The organism is Aeromicrobium sp. Leaf291 (genome assembly GCF_001423365.1).
Taxonomy (GTDB): Bacteria; Actinomycetota; Actinomycetes; order Propionibacteriales; family Nocardioidaceae; genus Aeromicrobium.
In genome coordinates this window covers 1,294,787-1,307,430 of sequence record NZ_LMNM01000001.1, presented here as the reverse complement: position 1 = coordinate 1,307,430, position 12,644 = coordinate 1,294,787, and the positions used below count along the sequence as shown (strand labels likewise).

Annotated in this window: 12 protein-coding genes; 2 read left to right on the top strand and 10 right to left on the bottom strand. The window is 72.0% G+C overall.

From position 1 onward, the window contains the following. Window positions 1–13: 13 nt before the first annotated feature. Window positions 14–1,453 carry an NCS2 family permease gene (locus ASF35_RS06555; RefSeq protein WP_055964506.1) on the bottom strand — a complete coding sequence of 480 codons (1,440 nt, stop codon included), beginning with the start codon at window positions 1,451–1,453 and terminating at the stop codon, window positions 14–16. A 100-nt stretch (window positions 1,454–1,553) separates the two neighbouring features. Next, the gene (locus ASF35_RS06550) at window positions 1,554–2,588 is read right to left on the bottom strand and encodes a hypothetical protein (RefSeq protein WP_055964504.1); all 1,035 of its coding nucleotides are present in this window, start codon (window positions 2,586–2,588) and stop codon (window positions 1,554–1,556) included. Window positions 2,589–2,697: 109 nt separating this feature from the next. Between ASF35_RS06550 and ASF35_RS18430 the strand changes: the two genes are divergently transcribed. Beyond that, on the top strand, window positions 2,698–3,102 hold the full coding sequence (locus ASF35_RS18430; RefSeq protein ID WP_235492910.1) for a DUF2530 domain-containing protein: 405 nt from the start codon (window positions 2,698–2,700) through the stop codon (window positions 3,100–3,102). A 38-nt stretch (window positions 3,103–3,140) separates the two neighbouring features. Here the strand turns inward: ASF35_RS18430 and ASF35_RS06540 are convergent, their stop codons facing one another. Further along, window positions 3,141–3,884 (bottom strand): DUF3027 domain-containing protein, encoded by a 744-nt coding sequence (locus tag ASF35_RS06540; protein ID WP_055964501.1) that lies wholly within the window; start codon window positions 3,882–3,884, stop codon window positions 3,141–3,143. A 111-nt stretch (window positions 3,885–3,995) separates the two neighbouring features. On the opposite strand from ASF35_RS06540, the gene ASF35_RS06535 reads away from it, so the two are divergent. Further along, window positions 3,996–5,498 carry an MFS transporter gene (locus tag ASF35_RS06535; protein WP_082481760.1) on the top strand — a complete coding sequence of 501 codons (1,503 nt, stop codon included), beginning with the start codon at window positions 3,996–3,998 and terminating at the stop codon, window positions 5,496–5,498. Between the two features lie 22 nt (window positions 5,499–5,520). Here the strand turns inward: ASF35_RS06535 and ASF35_RS06530 are convergent, their stop codons facing one another. From ASF35_RS06530 to ASF35_RS06500, 7 genes are all read right to left on the bottom strand, one after another. Continuing rightward, the gene (locus ASF35_RS06530) at window positions 5,521–6,375 is read right to left on the bottom strand and encodes a dioxygenase (protein ID WP_055964498.1); all 855 of its coding nucleotides are present in this window, start codon (window positions 6,373–6,375) and stop codon (window positions 5,521–5,523) included. A 175-nt stretch (window positions 6,376–6,550) separates the two neighbouring features. After that, window positions 6,551–6,946 (bottom strand): cold-shock protein, encoded by a 396-nt coding sequence (locus ASF35_RS06525; protein ID WP_055964495.1) that lies wholly within the window; start codon window positions 6,944–6,946, stop codon window positions 6,551–6,553. A gap of 44 nt (window positions 6,947–6,990) precedes the next feature. After that, on the bottom strand, window positions 6,991–8,061 hold the full coding sequence (locus ASF35_RS06520; protein ID WP_200914496.1) for a YihY/virulence factor BrkB family protein: 1,071 nt from the start codon (window positions 8,059–8,061) through the stop codon (window positions 6,991–6,993). After that, window positions 8,058–8,456 carry a type II toxin-antitoxin system PemK/MazF family toxin gene (locus tag ASF35_RS06515; protein ID WP_235499111.1) on the bottom strand — a complete coding sequence of 133 codons (399 nt, stop codon included), beginning with the start codon at window positions 8,454–8,456 and terminating at the stop codon, window positions 8,058–8,060. Before ASF35_RS06515 ends, ASF35_RS06520 begins: the two co-directional genes overlap by 4 nt. 133 nt (window positions 8,457–8,589) lie before the next feature. Beyond that, window positions 8,590–10,182: an AMP-binding protein gene (locus ASF35_RS06510; RefSeq protein ID WP_055964492.1), complete on the bottom strand. Its 1,593-nt coding sequence runs from the start codon at window positions 10,180–10,182 to the stop codon at window positions 8,590–8,592. A gap of 74 nt (window positions 10,183–10,256) precedes the next feature. Next, window positions 10,257–12,197 carry an exopolysaccharide biosynthesis polyprenyl glycosylphosphotransferase gene (locus ASF35_RS06505; protein WP_055964489.1) on the bottom strand — a complete coding sequence of 647 codons (1,941 nt, stop codon included), beginning with the start codon at window positions 12,195–12,197 and terminating at the stop codon, window positions 10,257–10,259. After that, window positions 12,194–12,643, bottom strand: a complete 450-nt coding sequence (locus ASF35_RS06500) for a hypothetical protein (RefSeq protein WP_055964486.1) — start codon at window positions 12,641–12,643, stop codon at window positions 12,194–12,196. Before ASF35_RS06500 ends, ASF35_RS06505 begins: the two co-directional genes overlap by 4 nt. Window position 12,644: the final 1 nt, after the last annotated feature.

Here is a 12,644-nt window from a genome sequence, read left to right as displayed (position 1 = left end):
CTAGGTCACCGGCTCAGGTCAGCCAGCGCGTGATGGGGTCGATGGCGAAGTAGACGACGAACAGCACCGACACGACCCACATGAGCGCGTGGACCTCGGCGATCTTGCCGCGGGTGACCTTGAGCAGCACGTAGGTGATGAACCCCGCGCCGATGCCGGCCGTGATGGAGTAGGTGAACGGCATGAGCACGATCGTCAGGAACGCCGGGATCGCGATGTCCGGGTCGTCCCAGACGATGCCCGTCACCTGGGTCATCATCAGGAAGCCCACGAGCACCAGAGCCGGGACCGCCGCCTCGTTGGGGATGTGCTGCACGAGCGGGGCGAAGAACGTGGCCAGCAGGAACAGCAGGCCGGTCACGATGCTCGCGAGACCGGTGCGCGCGCCGTCGCCGACGCCGGACGCCGACTCGATGTAGGAGGTGTTCGACGAGACGCCCGCGGCACCACCGGCCGCGGCGGCGATGGAGTCGACGACGAGGATGCGCTGCGCGCCCTCGGGCGAGCCGTTCTCGTCGTTGAGCCCGGCCTCGGCGCCGATGGCCGTCATCGTGCCCATCGTGTCGAAGAAGTCGGCCAGCAGGAGCGTGAAGACCAGCAGCGAGGCCGCCACGACGCCGACGCGCTCGAAGGAGCCGAACAGCGAGAACTGGCCGAGCAGGCCGAAGTCGGGCGTGGCGAAGAACGAGTCGGGCCACGACGGGACGTTGAGGTTCCAGCCCTTCGACGTCGGGTCGCCGTTGCTGCCGGGGGTGTCCGTGATGGCCTGCACGACGCCGGCGAGCACGGTCGTGGTCGCGATGCCGATGAGGATGGCCCCGGGGACGCCACGCGCGTGCAGGGCGATCATGAGCAGCAGGCCGATGCAGAAGACCAGCACGGGCCAGCCGGACAGCTCACCACCGATGCCGAGGCCGATCGGCGGGGCCGCGTTGCCCGTCGTGCGGACGAAGCCCGCGTCGACCAGGCCGATGAGCGTGATGAACAGACCGATGCCGACCGCGATCGCGGTCTTCAGCTGGGCCGGCACCGCGTCGAAGACGGCCTTCCGGAAGCCCGTGAGCACGAGCACCAGGATGATGAGGCCCTCCAGCACCACGAGCCCCATCGCGTCGGCCCACGTCATCTGCGAGGCCACCGAGTACGCCACGAAGGCGTTGAGGCCGAGGCCCGTCGCGATCGCGAGCGGGAAGTTCGCCACGGCGCCCATCAGGATGCTGAGCACGCCCGCCGCGAGCGCGGTGCAGGCGGCGATCGTCGTGAAGCCCGATCCCGGCTCGGAGCCGCCGCCGAGGAACGAGCCGTCGGCGTCGGGGACGCCGGCGAGGATGATCGGGTTCAGGACGATGATGTAGGCCATCGTCAGGAAGGTCACCACGCCGCCGCGGACCTCCCTCGCCACGCTGGAACCGCGGTCGGTGATCTTGAAGTGGCGCTCGAGAACGGTCGTCATGGCACCGCAGCATGCCAGACCGTCCGGCGACGTGGATGTCGTGCCTGGGTCGATCGGGTTTCAGGACGCGTCGGCGCCGCGCGGCGGCGTCGACAACGGGTCAGTCGTCGTCCTTGCGGGTGATCCAGACGCCGACGAGCGCCAGGAGCAGCACCGCGAGCCCACCGGAGACCACGACGAACCACGGCCGGCCGATCTCACCGGGCTGGTCCGCGGCGGTGGCCGACGGGGAGGCCGACGGCGTGGGGGTGGCGCTGGGTGCGGCCTGGCCCGCCTCTCCGGCCGAGAACCCGACCCGCACGAGCTCCCAGGGCGACCCCTCGCTGCCGATCAGGTAGGAGCCGCCCGACGGCTCGAACGCCACCGTCTCGCCCTGCGGCTGGTCCGGCAGCGCCTCGCTGCGCACGAGGCTCAGGTCGGTCGCGTCGAGCACGGCTGCCGCGATGTAGTTCCGCACCACCACGAAGCGTCCGTCGGGGCTGGTGGAGGCGTCGGTGGCCATGAGCAGGGTGGGCTCCCCCACGGGCTCGGGGACGTTGGGCTCGTCGGTCGACAGGTCGGCCGGCAGGCGCAGGATGCGACCGGCCAGGAGCTCCTTGGTGACCAGGAGGAAGCGACCGTCGGCGTCGACGGCGAGCGACTCCACGTCGGCCGGACCGTCGGAGTAGCCGACCGGGTACCGCGTGGAGCGGGCCGAGCCGTCGCCCGGACCGGGCTCGTCGATCGCGTAGAGGGCGGTGTCCTTGCGCTGCGCGAGGTTGTCGCCGACGTCGGCCACCCACAGCCTGCCGTCGTGGAGCATGAGCGCCTCGGTGTCCTGCCACGCCGTGCCGGTGACCGTGGTGGTGCCCACCACCTCGCCGGTCGAGACACGCACCGCGAAGACGACGTCGGCGTTGCCGGAGTCGTTGATCGTGTAGGCGAGGTCGTCGTGCACCGTGCTGACCGCCAGGCCGCTCGACTCGGCGATGCGGGAGTCGGTGACGGTGCTGACCACCCGCGAGTCGACCGGGCTGTCCTCGTCGTCGGCCCCCACGGCCGCGTCGGCATCGCGGGTGAACGACACGACGGCGGCCACCAGGATCAGGACGACCAGGAGGGCCGGGAACAGGAGCCGACGGCGACGGGGGTTCATCGGCACCATCCTCCCAGCGTCACGCGCCCCGGGCCCGTCGAGGGTCGCCCCGGGCCGAGGGGCGCCACGGTCGACGAGCCCGCACGACGAGCCGGGTACCCTGGGCCCTGTGAGCGACGAGTCGGAGTGGGCGGTCCGCGACGGCGACGGACCCGAGACGATCGAGCGCAAGCTCGGACACCGCGAGCGCGCCCGGCTGGAGCGTTCGGCCCGCCGTCACGAGCTCGGCCGCCCCGAGGTCACCGAGCTCGAGATCGGCCGTACCACCCACAAGGTCGCCCAGGTCGAGCCCATGGACCTCGACGGCGTCCGCACCATGACCGTCGGCACCATCCTCTGGGGCGTCGTCGCGCTCGCGCTCGTCCCGTTCCTCGGCACCCTGCAGGACGACGGCCGCACCTGGTGGCTGTGGACCGCCCTCGCCGGGTTCGGCCTCGGGCTCATCGGCATCGAGTACTGCCGGCTGCGCCGCAACGCCCTGCGCCACCAGCCCGGCCGTCGACGCTCCGAGTAGCGCGCCGGGCCCGTGCGCCCCTGCGGGACGGAGCCGGGTCAGCTGGTCTCGAGGCCGTCGACCGCGATGGTGTCCCACACCGGCGGCGGCAGCTTCTGCGGGCCGGCCGAACGGCTCAGCCTGGCACCGGAGTGCGCCCCGCAGCCGTGCTCGAAGGACACGACGCGGCCGTCGTCGTTCGCCGACCCGTTGGCACACACGCCGAAGCGGTCCGCGAGCGGTCCGGCCAGGCTCACCAGGAAGCCGCACGAGTGGCAGGTGCCGGGCGCCTGCTGGGCGAGCGGCGTGTCGGGCCCCTGGTCGCCGTCGTGCCAGCGCTGCGCCGCGAGGTCGCGGCCCTCGAGCGACAGGACCCAGGGGCGCCCCAGGCCGACCTCGCGCGCGAACGCGCGGTCGACGGTCTCGAGGTGGTCGCCGGCGGACCACGACGGCACGAGCCGCGCGTCGTCCTCCTCGGGGGGCAGCAGGTCGCCGGGGCTCAGGTCGCCGGGCTGGATGCGATCGCGGTAGGGCGTCCAGGCCGGCGCCACGACGGCGTCGTCGCCGGGCAGCAGCACCACGTCGTTGACGCTGACCGCACCGTCGTCGATCGCGGCCGAGAGGCTCACGGCCCACGTCCAGCCGCGGTATCCCGGTCCGGTGCAGGCGAACAGGTGGGTCGCGAGCCGCTCGCCGTCGTCGACGACCCGCAGGTGGTCTCCCACCGTGGACTCGTCGGTGGCCTCGAGCAGCGCGGTGCGAGCCACGTCGTGGGCGGCGGCCAGAACGGCGTCGGTCGTCATGTCCCCGATTGTCCCTCATCGACCCCACCTGCGGGCACCCACCCGGGACGGGCCCGGCTCGACGGCGAGCCTCGGGCGGTCGAGCCCCGCCGCGTGGGGCAGGATGACTCCATGGCCCAGACGAGCGACGGTGGAGACCGCGCTCCCGGTCCCGACTGGCCGGGTGCGCACCCGCACGGACCCACGGGACCCGACACCCTCGACGACCTCGACGCCGGCCCCGACCCTGGTCCCGCCGGCGAGCCCGACCCGCCCGGTCGGCTGCCTCGCGCGGCCCGCATCTCCCAAGGGCTGCGCCGCACCGGGCGCACCGTGGCCCGTGGTGGCGTGGGCGCCTACTCCGGGGCGCGCCGCTTCACGCACGCCGGCGGCGCGGGCGAGTCGGGACTGTCACGCCTGCTCGAGCTGCACGCGTTCAACACCGCCGGCGACGCGGCCATCGCCGTCTCCCTCGCCGGGACCCTCTTCTTCACCGTCCCCACCGAGCAGGCGAGCGGCCAGGTGGCGCTGTTCCTGGTGCTCACGATGCTGCCGTTCGCTTTCGTGGCGCCCCTGATCGGCCCGTTCCTGGACCGCTTCCGCCGCGGCCGGCGGTGGGCCATCGGCAGCACCCTCGCCATCCGCGGGTTCTGCTGCTGGGTGCTCGCCGGTGCCGTCGCCGACGAGTCCGCGGCGTTCTACCTCGCGGCGCTCGGCTGCCTGGTGGCCTCGAAGGCCTACGGCGTCACCCGGGCGTCGGCCGTGCCGCGACTCCTGCCCGAGGAGTTCACCCTGGTGAAGGCGAACTCGAGGATCTCGCTGACGGGCACCGCCGCCGCGGCGCTGTCGGCCCCCATCGCGATCGGTGCCGCGACCATCGGGGCCGAGTGGTCGTTGCGCTACGCGTTCGTCCTCTTCGTGATCGGCACGGTCCTGGCCATCCTGCTGCCGGCCCGGGTCGACTCCAGCGAGGGCGAGGAGCAGGTCGACCTCGCCGACCTCAGCGGCCGCACGCCGCGGGGCGGGATCGCCGTCTCCCGGCACGTGGTCGACGCGCTGCGCAGCAACGCGGGGCTGCGACTCATCACCGGGTTCCTGACCATCTTCATGGCGTTCACCCTGCGCGAGCCGCCCGCGTCGCTCGGCTGGACCGGCAACGCCACCGTGCTGATGGGCCTCGTGATCGGGGCCGCCGGTGCGGGCAACACGCTCGGCGTGGTCATCGGGTCCTGGACCCGCTCGCGCAGCCCGCACCGCGTCGTGCTCGCGGTGCTGCTCGTCGACATCACGGTGCTCGTGGTCGCCGCGGCGTTCTTCCGCTGGCCGGTCGCGGCGTTGCTCGGCCTGACCGTCGGGCTGTGCCAGTCCCTGGGCAAGCTGAGCCTCGACGCCCTGATCCAGCGCGACATCCGCGAGGAGGTCCGCACGAGCATGTTCGCCCGGTCCGAGACCCTGCTCCAGCTGTCGTGGGTGATCGGCGGGCTCATCGGGATCGGGCTGTTCACCCTCGACACCGACGTGGCGCTGGCCATGTTCGTCACGGCCGGCATCGTCGTGGCCTGGGGCGTCTTCGTCCTGACCCGGGCGGTGCAGTCCCGCGAGCCGGTCGGCCCGGCCGTGCCACCTCACCCCTGAGGAGGTCGCACTGCCGGACCGCTCAGGCGGTCACGAAGCTGCGCATGCCGATCGAGCCCATGTCGACCGAGGTGTTGAAGAACCGGATCTCCTCGTCGTCCTCGAGCAGGCTGAGGGAGGCGACCATCGGGCGGTAGTGGTCGTCCGTGGGCACGGCCAGGCGAGCCTCGCGCCACGTCCCGTACGGGTCGAGCAGGGCGTCGACCCGACGTTCGACCAGCGCCTCGGCCGTGTCGGCGTCGAACTGCTCGGCCCAGTCCCAGGCCTCCGCCCCGGGCTCCCACCGGGCCCGGCCCAGGGCGTGGACGATGTTGCCGCTGCCGATGAACAGCACCCCCTGGTGCCGGAGCCGGCGCAGTCGGGCGTAGAGGTCGTGGAGCCGGGGCAGCGGCAGGGTGTCGTCGATGCTGATCTGCAGCACCGGCACCTGCGGCTCGGGCGCGAGGTACTTCAGGATCGACCAGGTCCCGTGGTCCAGGCCCCACTGCGCGTCGAGGGCGGCCTCGTACTCGACGAGCTGGTGGGCCAGCACCTGCGCGACCGCGTGGTCGCCCACGGAGTCGTAGCGCACCCGGTAGAGCTCGTCGGGGAAGCCACCGAAGTCGTAGATGACCCGGTTGCGCGGCGCGTCGGTGATGTGGGTGCGACCCGGCGTCAGCCAGTGTGCGCTGATCACGACGATCGCCTGGGCCTGCGGCAGCCGGCGACCCTCGTGCTCCCACGTGCGCGTGTAGTCGCTCTCGCGGATCGCGTGCATGGGGTTGCCGTGACCCACGAAGAGCACCGGCATCCGTTCGCTGGGGCGCAGGCGCGACTCGAGGTCGGCCACGGAGTAGGCGACGCCCGGGCCCGACGTCGAGGGGGTGCTGGTGGTCATGGTAGCTCCAGGTAGTAGATGCTTCAACTACCAGTGTACGCCCTGCTCCACCACTTCGAACGGATCGGCCCGACCGGTTCCGCCCGACCGCATCGGCCGGGACGACGACGGCCCACCCCGGACCCCTCGCGGGGCGGGATGGGCCGACGTGGACGGCGTCGGGCGCGAGACCTCCTCAGGCGTCGAGCTCGGTGGCCAGCGCACGCAGCAGCTGCGCCACCGGCTTCGCGGAACGCGAGTCGGGGTGGCGGCCGTGGCGGTAGCCCTCGCCGAGGTCGTCGAGCAGTCGGATGAGGTCCTCGACGATCGTCACCATCTCCTCGGGCTTCTTGCGCCGGGCCCGTGCCTGCGTGCGCGAGACCGGAGCCGTGCCCTCGAGCACCCGGACCTGCAGCGCCTGGTCACCGCGGCGCCCCTGCGCCACGCCGAACTCGACGCGTGTGCCGGACTTGAGCGCCGGGACGTCGGAGGGCAGCGCGTCGGAGTGGACGTAGACGTCGCCGCCCTCGTCGCTGCTGATGAAGCCGAAGCCCTTCTCGGTGTCGTACCACTTGACCTTGCCCGTGGGCATGCGCGTGTCCTTCTGTCAGGGGGGTGGAGCTCTCTGCGTCCAGCCTAGGCGGTGCCGGGGCGAGCCGACGCCGGCTCGGGCGGCGACGACGGTGGCACCGTCTCGTCACCTGCCCCGTCACCGGCCCCGTCGTCCTCGTCGTCGGGCTTCTCGAACCGGGCCTCGATGATCTCGAAGCCCTTGTGCCGCTGGGCCTTCGCGTAGGCGGTGTACGCCCGCTTGTCGGCATCGGTGAGGTCGACGTTGTCGGTGAACGGGGTCAGCAGCGCCCGCGGGTAGAGGTGTCGCCGCAGGACGACGTTGAGCTCCAGACCGAGCACGGTCATCACGGCGGCGACGAAGATGAAGGCCACCAGGCCGAGCACCAGCGCGAACGTCGGGTCGACGGTCCGGCTGGCCCGGTTGATCACGTTCGTGACGTACGTGTTGCCCGCCAGCTGCAGCAGCTGCCAGCCCACGGTGGCGAGCAGCGCCCCCGGCAGCACCGACCGGGTGGAGGCGCGTCCGGCGCTCACCAGCCGGAACAGGCCCACGAAGATGGCCGCCGTGAGGACGAAGCCGACGCCACGGACCAACGGGCCGGTCGCCGGCCCGACCGTGCCGCCGAACGCGTCGGGGTTCGCGAGCACCGACGTCGCGATCGCGAGCGCGAGGATGCCCAGGCCGGCGATGGCCAGGAAGATCAGGCTGCGCAGCCGCATCAGGAACGGGTTGGCGCGGCTGTTGCGCGGCACCGACCAGGCGATGTTCGCCGCGTTCTGCGCCGCCTGCCCCAGGCCCATCGCACCGTAGGTCGCGACGATCGAACCGACGACGATGGCCGACGTGCTGCCCTGCAGCCCCTGCTCGCTGGCGAGCTGGTCGCCCACGATCGGGAACTGGCTCAGCGCCGTGTCGAGCAGCCGGTCGCGCAGCTCGGGGTCCCCCTGCAGCACGAAGCCGAGGATGGACGAGGAGATGAGCAGCAGCGGGAACACCGCGATGAAGGCGTAGTAGCTGATGATCGCGGCCAGGTACGGGCCCTGGTCGTCGAAGTACTTGTAGATCACCGCCAGCGGGAACGCCAGGACCGGGTGCCGACGCTGGAACCGGTCGATCGCGTCGATGATCTTCACGCGCGGCCCCGGCGGAGGTCGGGGAGGTGCTCGGAGGCGGCCGCCACCACGGCACCGAAGCGCGGCTCGTCGAGCACGGCACCTTCGCGCCGCACGCCGCCGGGGTCGAGGTCGAGCAGCCGGTTCAGCCGCACCTCGCTCGGCCGGCCCTTCGGGTCCCACGGACCGGCGCCCAGGTCGTGCCAGAACCGTCCGGCCCGCGCCTCCTGCTCGGCGTCGCGGTCATGGTCCTTCGACGTGAGCATGAGGCCCACCAGGCGCTCTCCGTCGCGTCCGACCACGAGCACCGGCCGGTCCTTGCCCTGGCTCGGGTCGTCCTCGTACGGCACCCACGTCCAGACGACCTCACCCGGGTCCGGACGACCGTCCGGCTGCGGTGCGTACGTCAGATCCACGGCGCAAGCGTGCCACACGGGCCCCGCTGCGCTCGGCGAGACGCACGGGGCGCCGTCGGGTCGCACGACGATCGTCCGCCCGACCGACGTCCGCCCCCGCGAGCGGAGGTGCCCCAGCTGCGCTCGGTCGGGGTCAGTCGAACTCGGGGAGCTCGCGCTTCATCACCTTGCCGGTGGGGTTGCGCGGCAGCTCGTCGAGGAACTGGAGGCGGCGCGGCACGGCGAACCGCGCCACCCGCTCCTTCGCGTACGCCACGACCTCGTCCTCGTCGAGCGACTCACCGTCCTTGACCACCACGTAGGCGGCCAGGCAGTGGCCCCAGTCGTCGTCGGGGATGCCGACGACGACCACGTCGGTGATCGCGGGGTGGCCGATGAGGGCGTCCTCGAGCTCGCGCGGGAACACGTTCTCGCCGCCGGAGATGACCATGTCGTCGTCGCGACCGGCCACGAACAGGCGCCCGTCCTCGTCGAAGTAGCCGAGGTCACCGGTGTGCATGAGCCCGTCGCGGAAGTCCTTGGTGTTGCCGTCGGTGTAGCCGCCGAACTGCATCTCGTTGCCCACGTAGATCACGCCGGTCTCGCCCGGCGGCAGCTCGTTGCCGTCGGTGTCGAGCACCTTGACGACGGTGCGCCACGGGATGCGGCCCGCCGTGCCCGGCGCGGCACGCAGGTCCTCCGGCGAGGCGACGGAGACCCAGCCGGTCTCGGTGGCTCCGTAGAAGTTGTAGACCGAGTCGGTGAAGCGGTCCATGAAGTCGGTCGCGAGCTCGCCGGCGAGGGCCGAGCCGCTCGACGCGGTGATGCGCAGGCTCGACACGTCGTGGCGGTCGGCCTTCTCCCGGTCGAGGTTCACCAGGCGCTGGATCATGAGCGGCACCACGACGAGCACCTCCGCGCGGCGCTCGGCGATGTCCCGCAGCACCTGCTCGGGATCGAACTTGCGACGCAGCACGTACGTGGGCACCGTCGACAGGCCGAAGCCGAAGTTGAGCAGGCCCCACGAGTGGAACAGCGGCGCGGCCAGCACGACGGTGGTGTTGCCGCCGTAGGGGATCGAGCCGAAGAAGGTGAGGAGCGGGTCGAGGTTCTCCGGCTCCTTGCGGTTGGCCCCCTTGGGCAGTCCGGTGGTGCCGGACGTGAAGATGACGATGCCGCCGGGCTTCTCGGGCTTCTTGTGCGCCTTGCCGGGGTGGCCCTGGGCGATCTGCGACAGCGTCGGCAGACCGTGGCTGTCGTCGTCGGACCACGCCACGACCACCATGTCGCGGTCGATCTCGGAGGTGACCTCGAGGAACTCCTGGTCGACGATCGCGAACTTGGTGTCCTCGCGGCGGGTCAGCTCGCCCAGCTGCGAGGCGCTGGCCATGGTGTTCAGCAGCAGGACCTTGGCGCCGATCTGCATGATCGAGACCATCGAGATGACCATCCAGCGGTGGTTGCGCCCCATCAGGGCGACCGCGTCGCCCACCTGGACGCCCCGCTCCTTGAGCGCGGCGGTGGTGCGGTTGATCTCGTCGCTGAGCTCGGACCAGGTGATCTCGCCGGCGTCGTCGATGATCGCGGTCTGGTTCGGGTACCTCGCCGCGGCGGCCGCGACGGCCGCCGGGAAGCCCGGACCCCACGTGGCGAGCTTGACGCCCGCCTTGAGGAGCCGGTGCGGCAGCTGGGGCTTCAGCAGACCGATCTGACGCAGGACCTTCAGCTTGTAGGCGATGTCACTCATGCGGTCCGGCTACTCCTCGTGGTGCGGGTGCGGGGATGCGTCACAGTAACAGCGAGTGACAGTCCGGCGCGCGTTCAGAGAGCGCCGTCACGTGCCACCACGGCACGGACCGTCCGGAGCAGGATCTTGGCGTCGAGCCGCAGGCTCCAGGTGTTCACGTACTGCAGGTCGAGCCGGATCGACTCCTCCCAGCTGAGCTGCGAACGGCCGCTGACCTGCCAGAGTCCGGTGAGCCCTGGGCGGACGTGCAGGCGTCGCCAGACCCACTGGCTGTACTGCGCCGTCTCGCGCGGCAGGGCCGGACGCGGTCCCACGAGGGACATGTGTCCCAGCAGCACGTTCACCAGCTGGGGAAGCTCGTCGAGCGACGTGCGACGCAGCAGCCGACCCACCCGGGTGACGCGGGGGTCATCGTCGAGCTTGAACAGCGGTCCGGCCCCCTCGTTGCGCAGGACGAGGTCGGCCAGACGCTCCTCGGCGTCGACGACCATCGTGCGGAACTTGAGCATGGTGAAGGGCTTGCCGTCGCGGCCGGTGCGCTCCTGGCGGAAGATGACCGGTCCGGGCGAGGACGCCCTCACGGCGACGGCGATCGCGAGCAGCACGGGCGACAGGACGAGGAGCCCGCCGAGGGCCAGGACGCGGTCGAAGACCGTCTTCGCCGCGACGGAGACGAGGTGCTCGTTGGGCGGGCGCATCGTGAGGGCCAGCTGGTCGGCCACGATCTGCGGGCGCATGTACTCGACGTGGTCCTCCATGTCGGCCAGCACGAGGCACTCGACGTCGGCGCGCTGCAGCGCCCACGCGAGGTGGCGCAGCGACGGGGTCGTGAGGGCGTGGTCGGACGCGATGACCACCGACCGCGCACGGGACCGGGCCACCGCCGCCAGCACGTCGGGGACGATGCGCGTGAGCGAGCCGGGCGAGCCGAGTGGGACCGACTCGGCCTCGCCCCGCCACACGCAGGACGAGACCACGTCGACGTCGCTGCGGTCGTGCCAGCGCTGGGTGAGGCGGCGGACCGTGCGCTCCTCGCCCACGAGCACGGTGGGGGTGCGTCGTCGAGCGACCCGGTGCACCGCGCCGTAGCCGACGAAGGTGGCCACGGCGAGCAGCGCGACGAGCAGGGCGCTGCGCAGCCCCACGGTGTTGTTCGCACCGAGCAGGAGAGCGACCACGAGCGTGGTGCCGACGAACGACAGGAAGCGCACCGCGGGCTTGAGCGACGTGGCGCGCTCGTAGGCGGCCTGGGCGAGCCAGCTGTAGACGAGCCACACGAGCACGCTGACGACCACGACCCGGCCCGACACGGGTCCCACGGCGAGCCGGCTGCTCAGCACCAGCGTGACCGCGAAGGTGAGCAGGTAGCCCAGCAGACCCTGTCGGACCGCGTCGGCGAGGATGCGGAACGGACCGCGCCGTCCCCGCTGCTCACGTGCGGCGAGGAACTCCTCGCCGGCCGGCAGCCGGTTGCTGCGCGGCAGGCCCAGCCGGGTGCGACCTTCGTCGTCGCGTCGGGCCTCGGGCAGCTCTCCGAGCAGGCGGACGGCCTCGACGACGCCGGGCGTCGGCTCGATCTGGCCGCTGCGGGTCGCGACGGTCCCGTCGGCCGCGCCGTCGAGCAGGGCGTGCAGCTGCTCACGCGTCTCGGCGACGTGGACCAGGCCCATCTCCGCCAGGCGGCGCGCCAGCACCACCTGGTGGTCGTCGACCACCTCGTGGCCCACGGGCACGCGGGGCACGACGATCGGGATGCGCCCGGCGCGACGGGCGTCCATCACGCCGCCGGCGCCACCCTGCAGCACCACGACGTCGGCGCGCCGGTAGTGCTCGAGCAGCTCGTCCGGCGCCATCATCGTCAGGTTGGTCGCGCCCTCGATCGGGCGCGTGGACCCGTGCTGGAACACGACCTGGGCGCCGCGCTCGTCCGTCCACGGCTCCAGCCAGTCGACGAACCGGTCGAACGGGTGGTGGTACGTCCCGACGCTCGCCACGAGGGTGAGGTCGTCGGTCACAGCACGAGCCCCACGGTCTGGGCCCGCGGGAGCTTCTCGCTCAGCTGGTCCCACTGGGTGAGGTACTCGTCGACGAAGGGATACACGAGCCGGCCCGTCAGCGACGGCTTCTCGATGCGGTCGATCGTCTCGAGGAAGATCGACCGCGCCCCGACGCGACGCGCCTGGCGCAGGAAGGGGACGGCGACGGCCGCCCCGGTGCTGAAGACGACGTCGGGACGCCACTCGTCGATGACGCGGCGGGCCAGCATCATGTTGCGGGCCAGGTTGGGCAGGTTGCGCTGCGTTGGCCAGGCGCACTCGATGACGCGCTCGTCCTGCAGCTTGAGGCGGGCGTCCTCGGTCGGTCCGGTGACCCAGAGCCGCTCGTGCTGGCCCCACCAGGGCTCGAGCGCCAGGGCCTGGGCGAGGTGTCCTCCGGAGGAGCAGGCGATGAGGATGCGCATG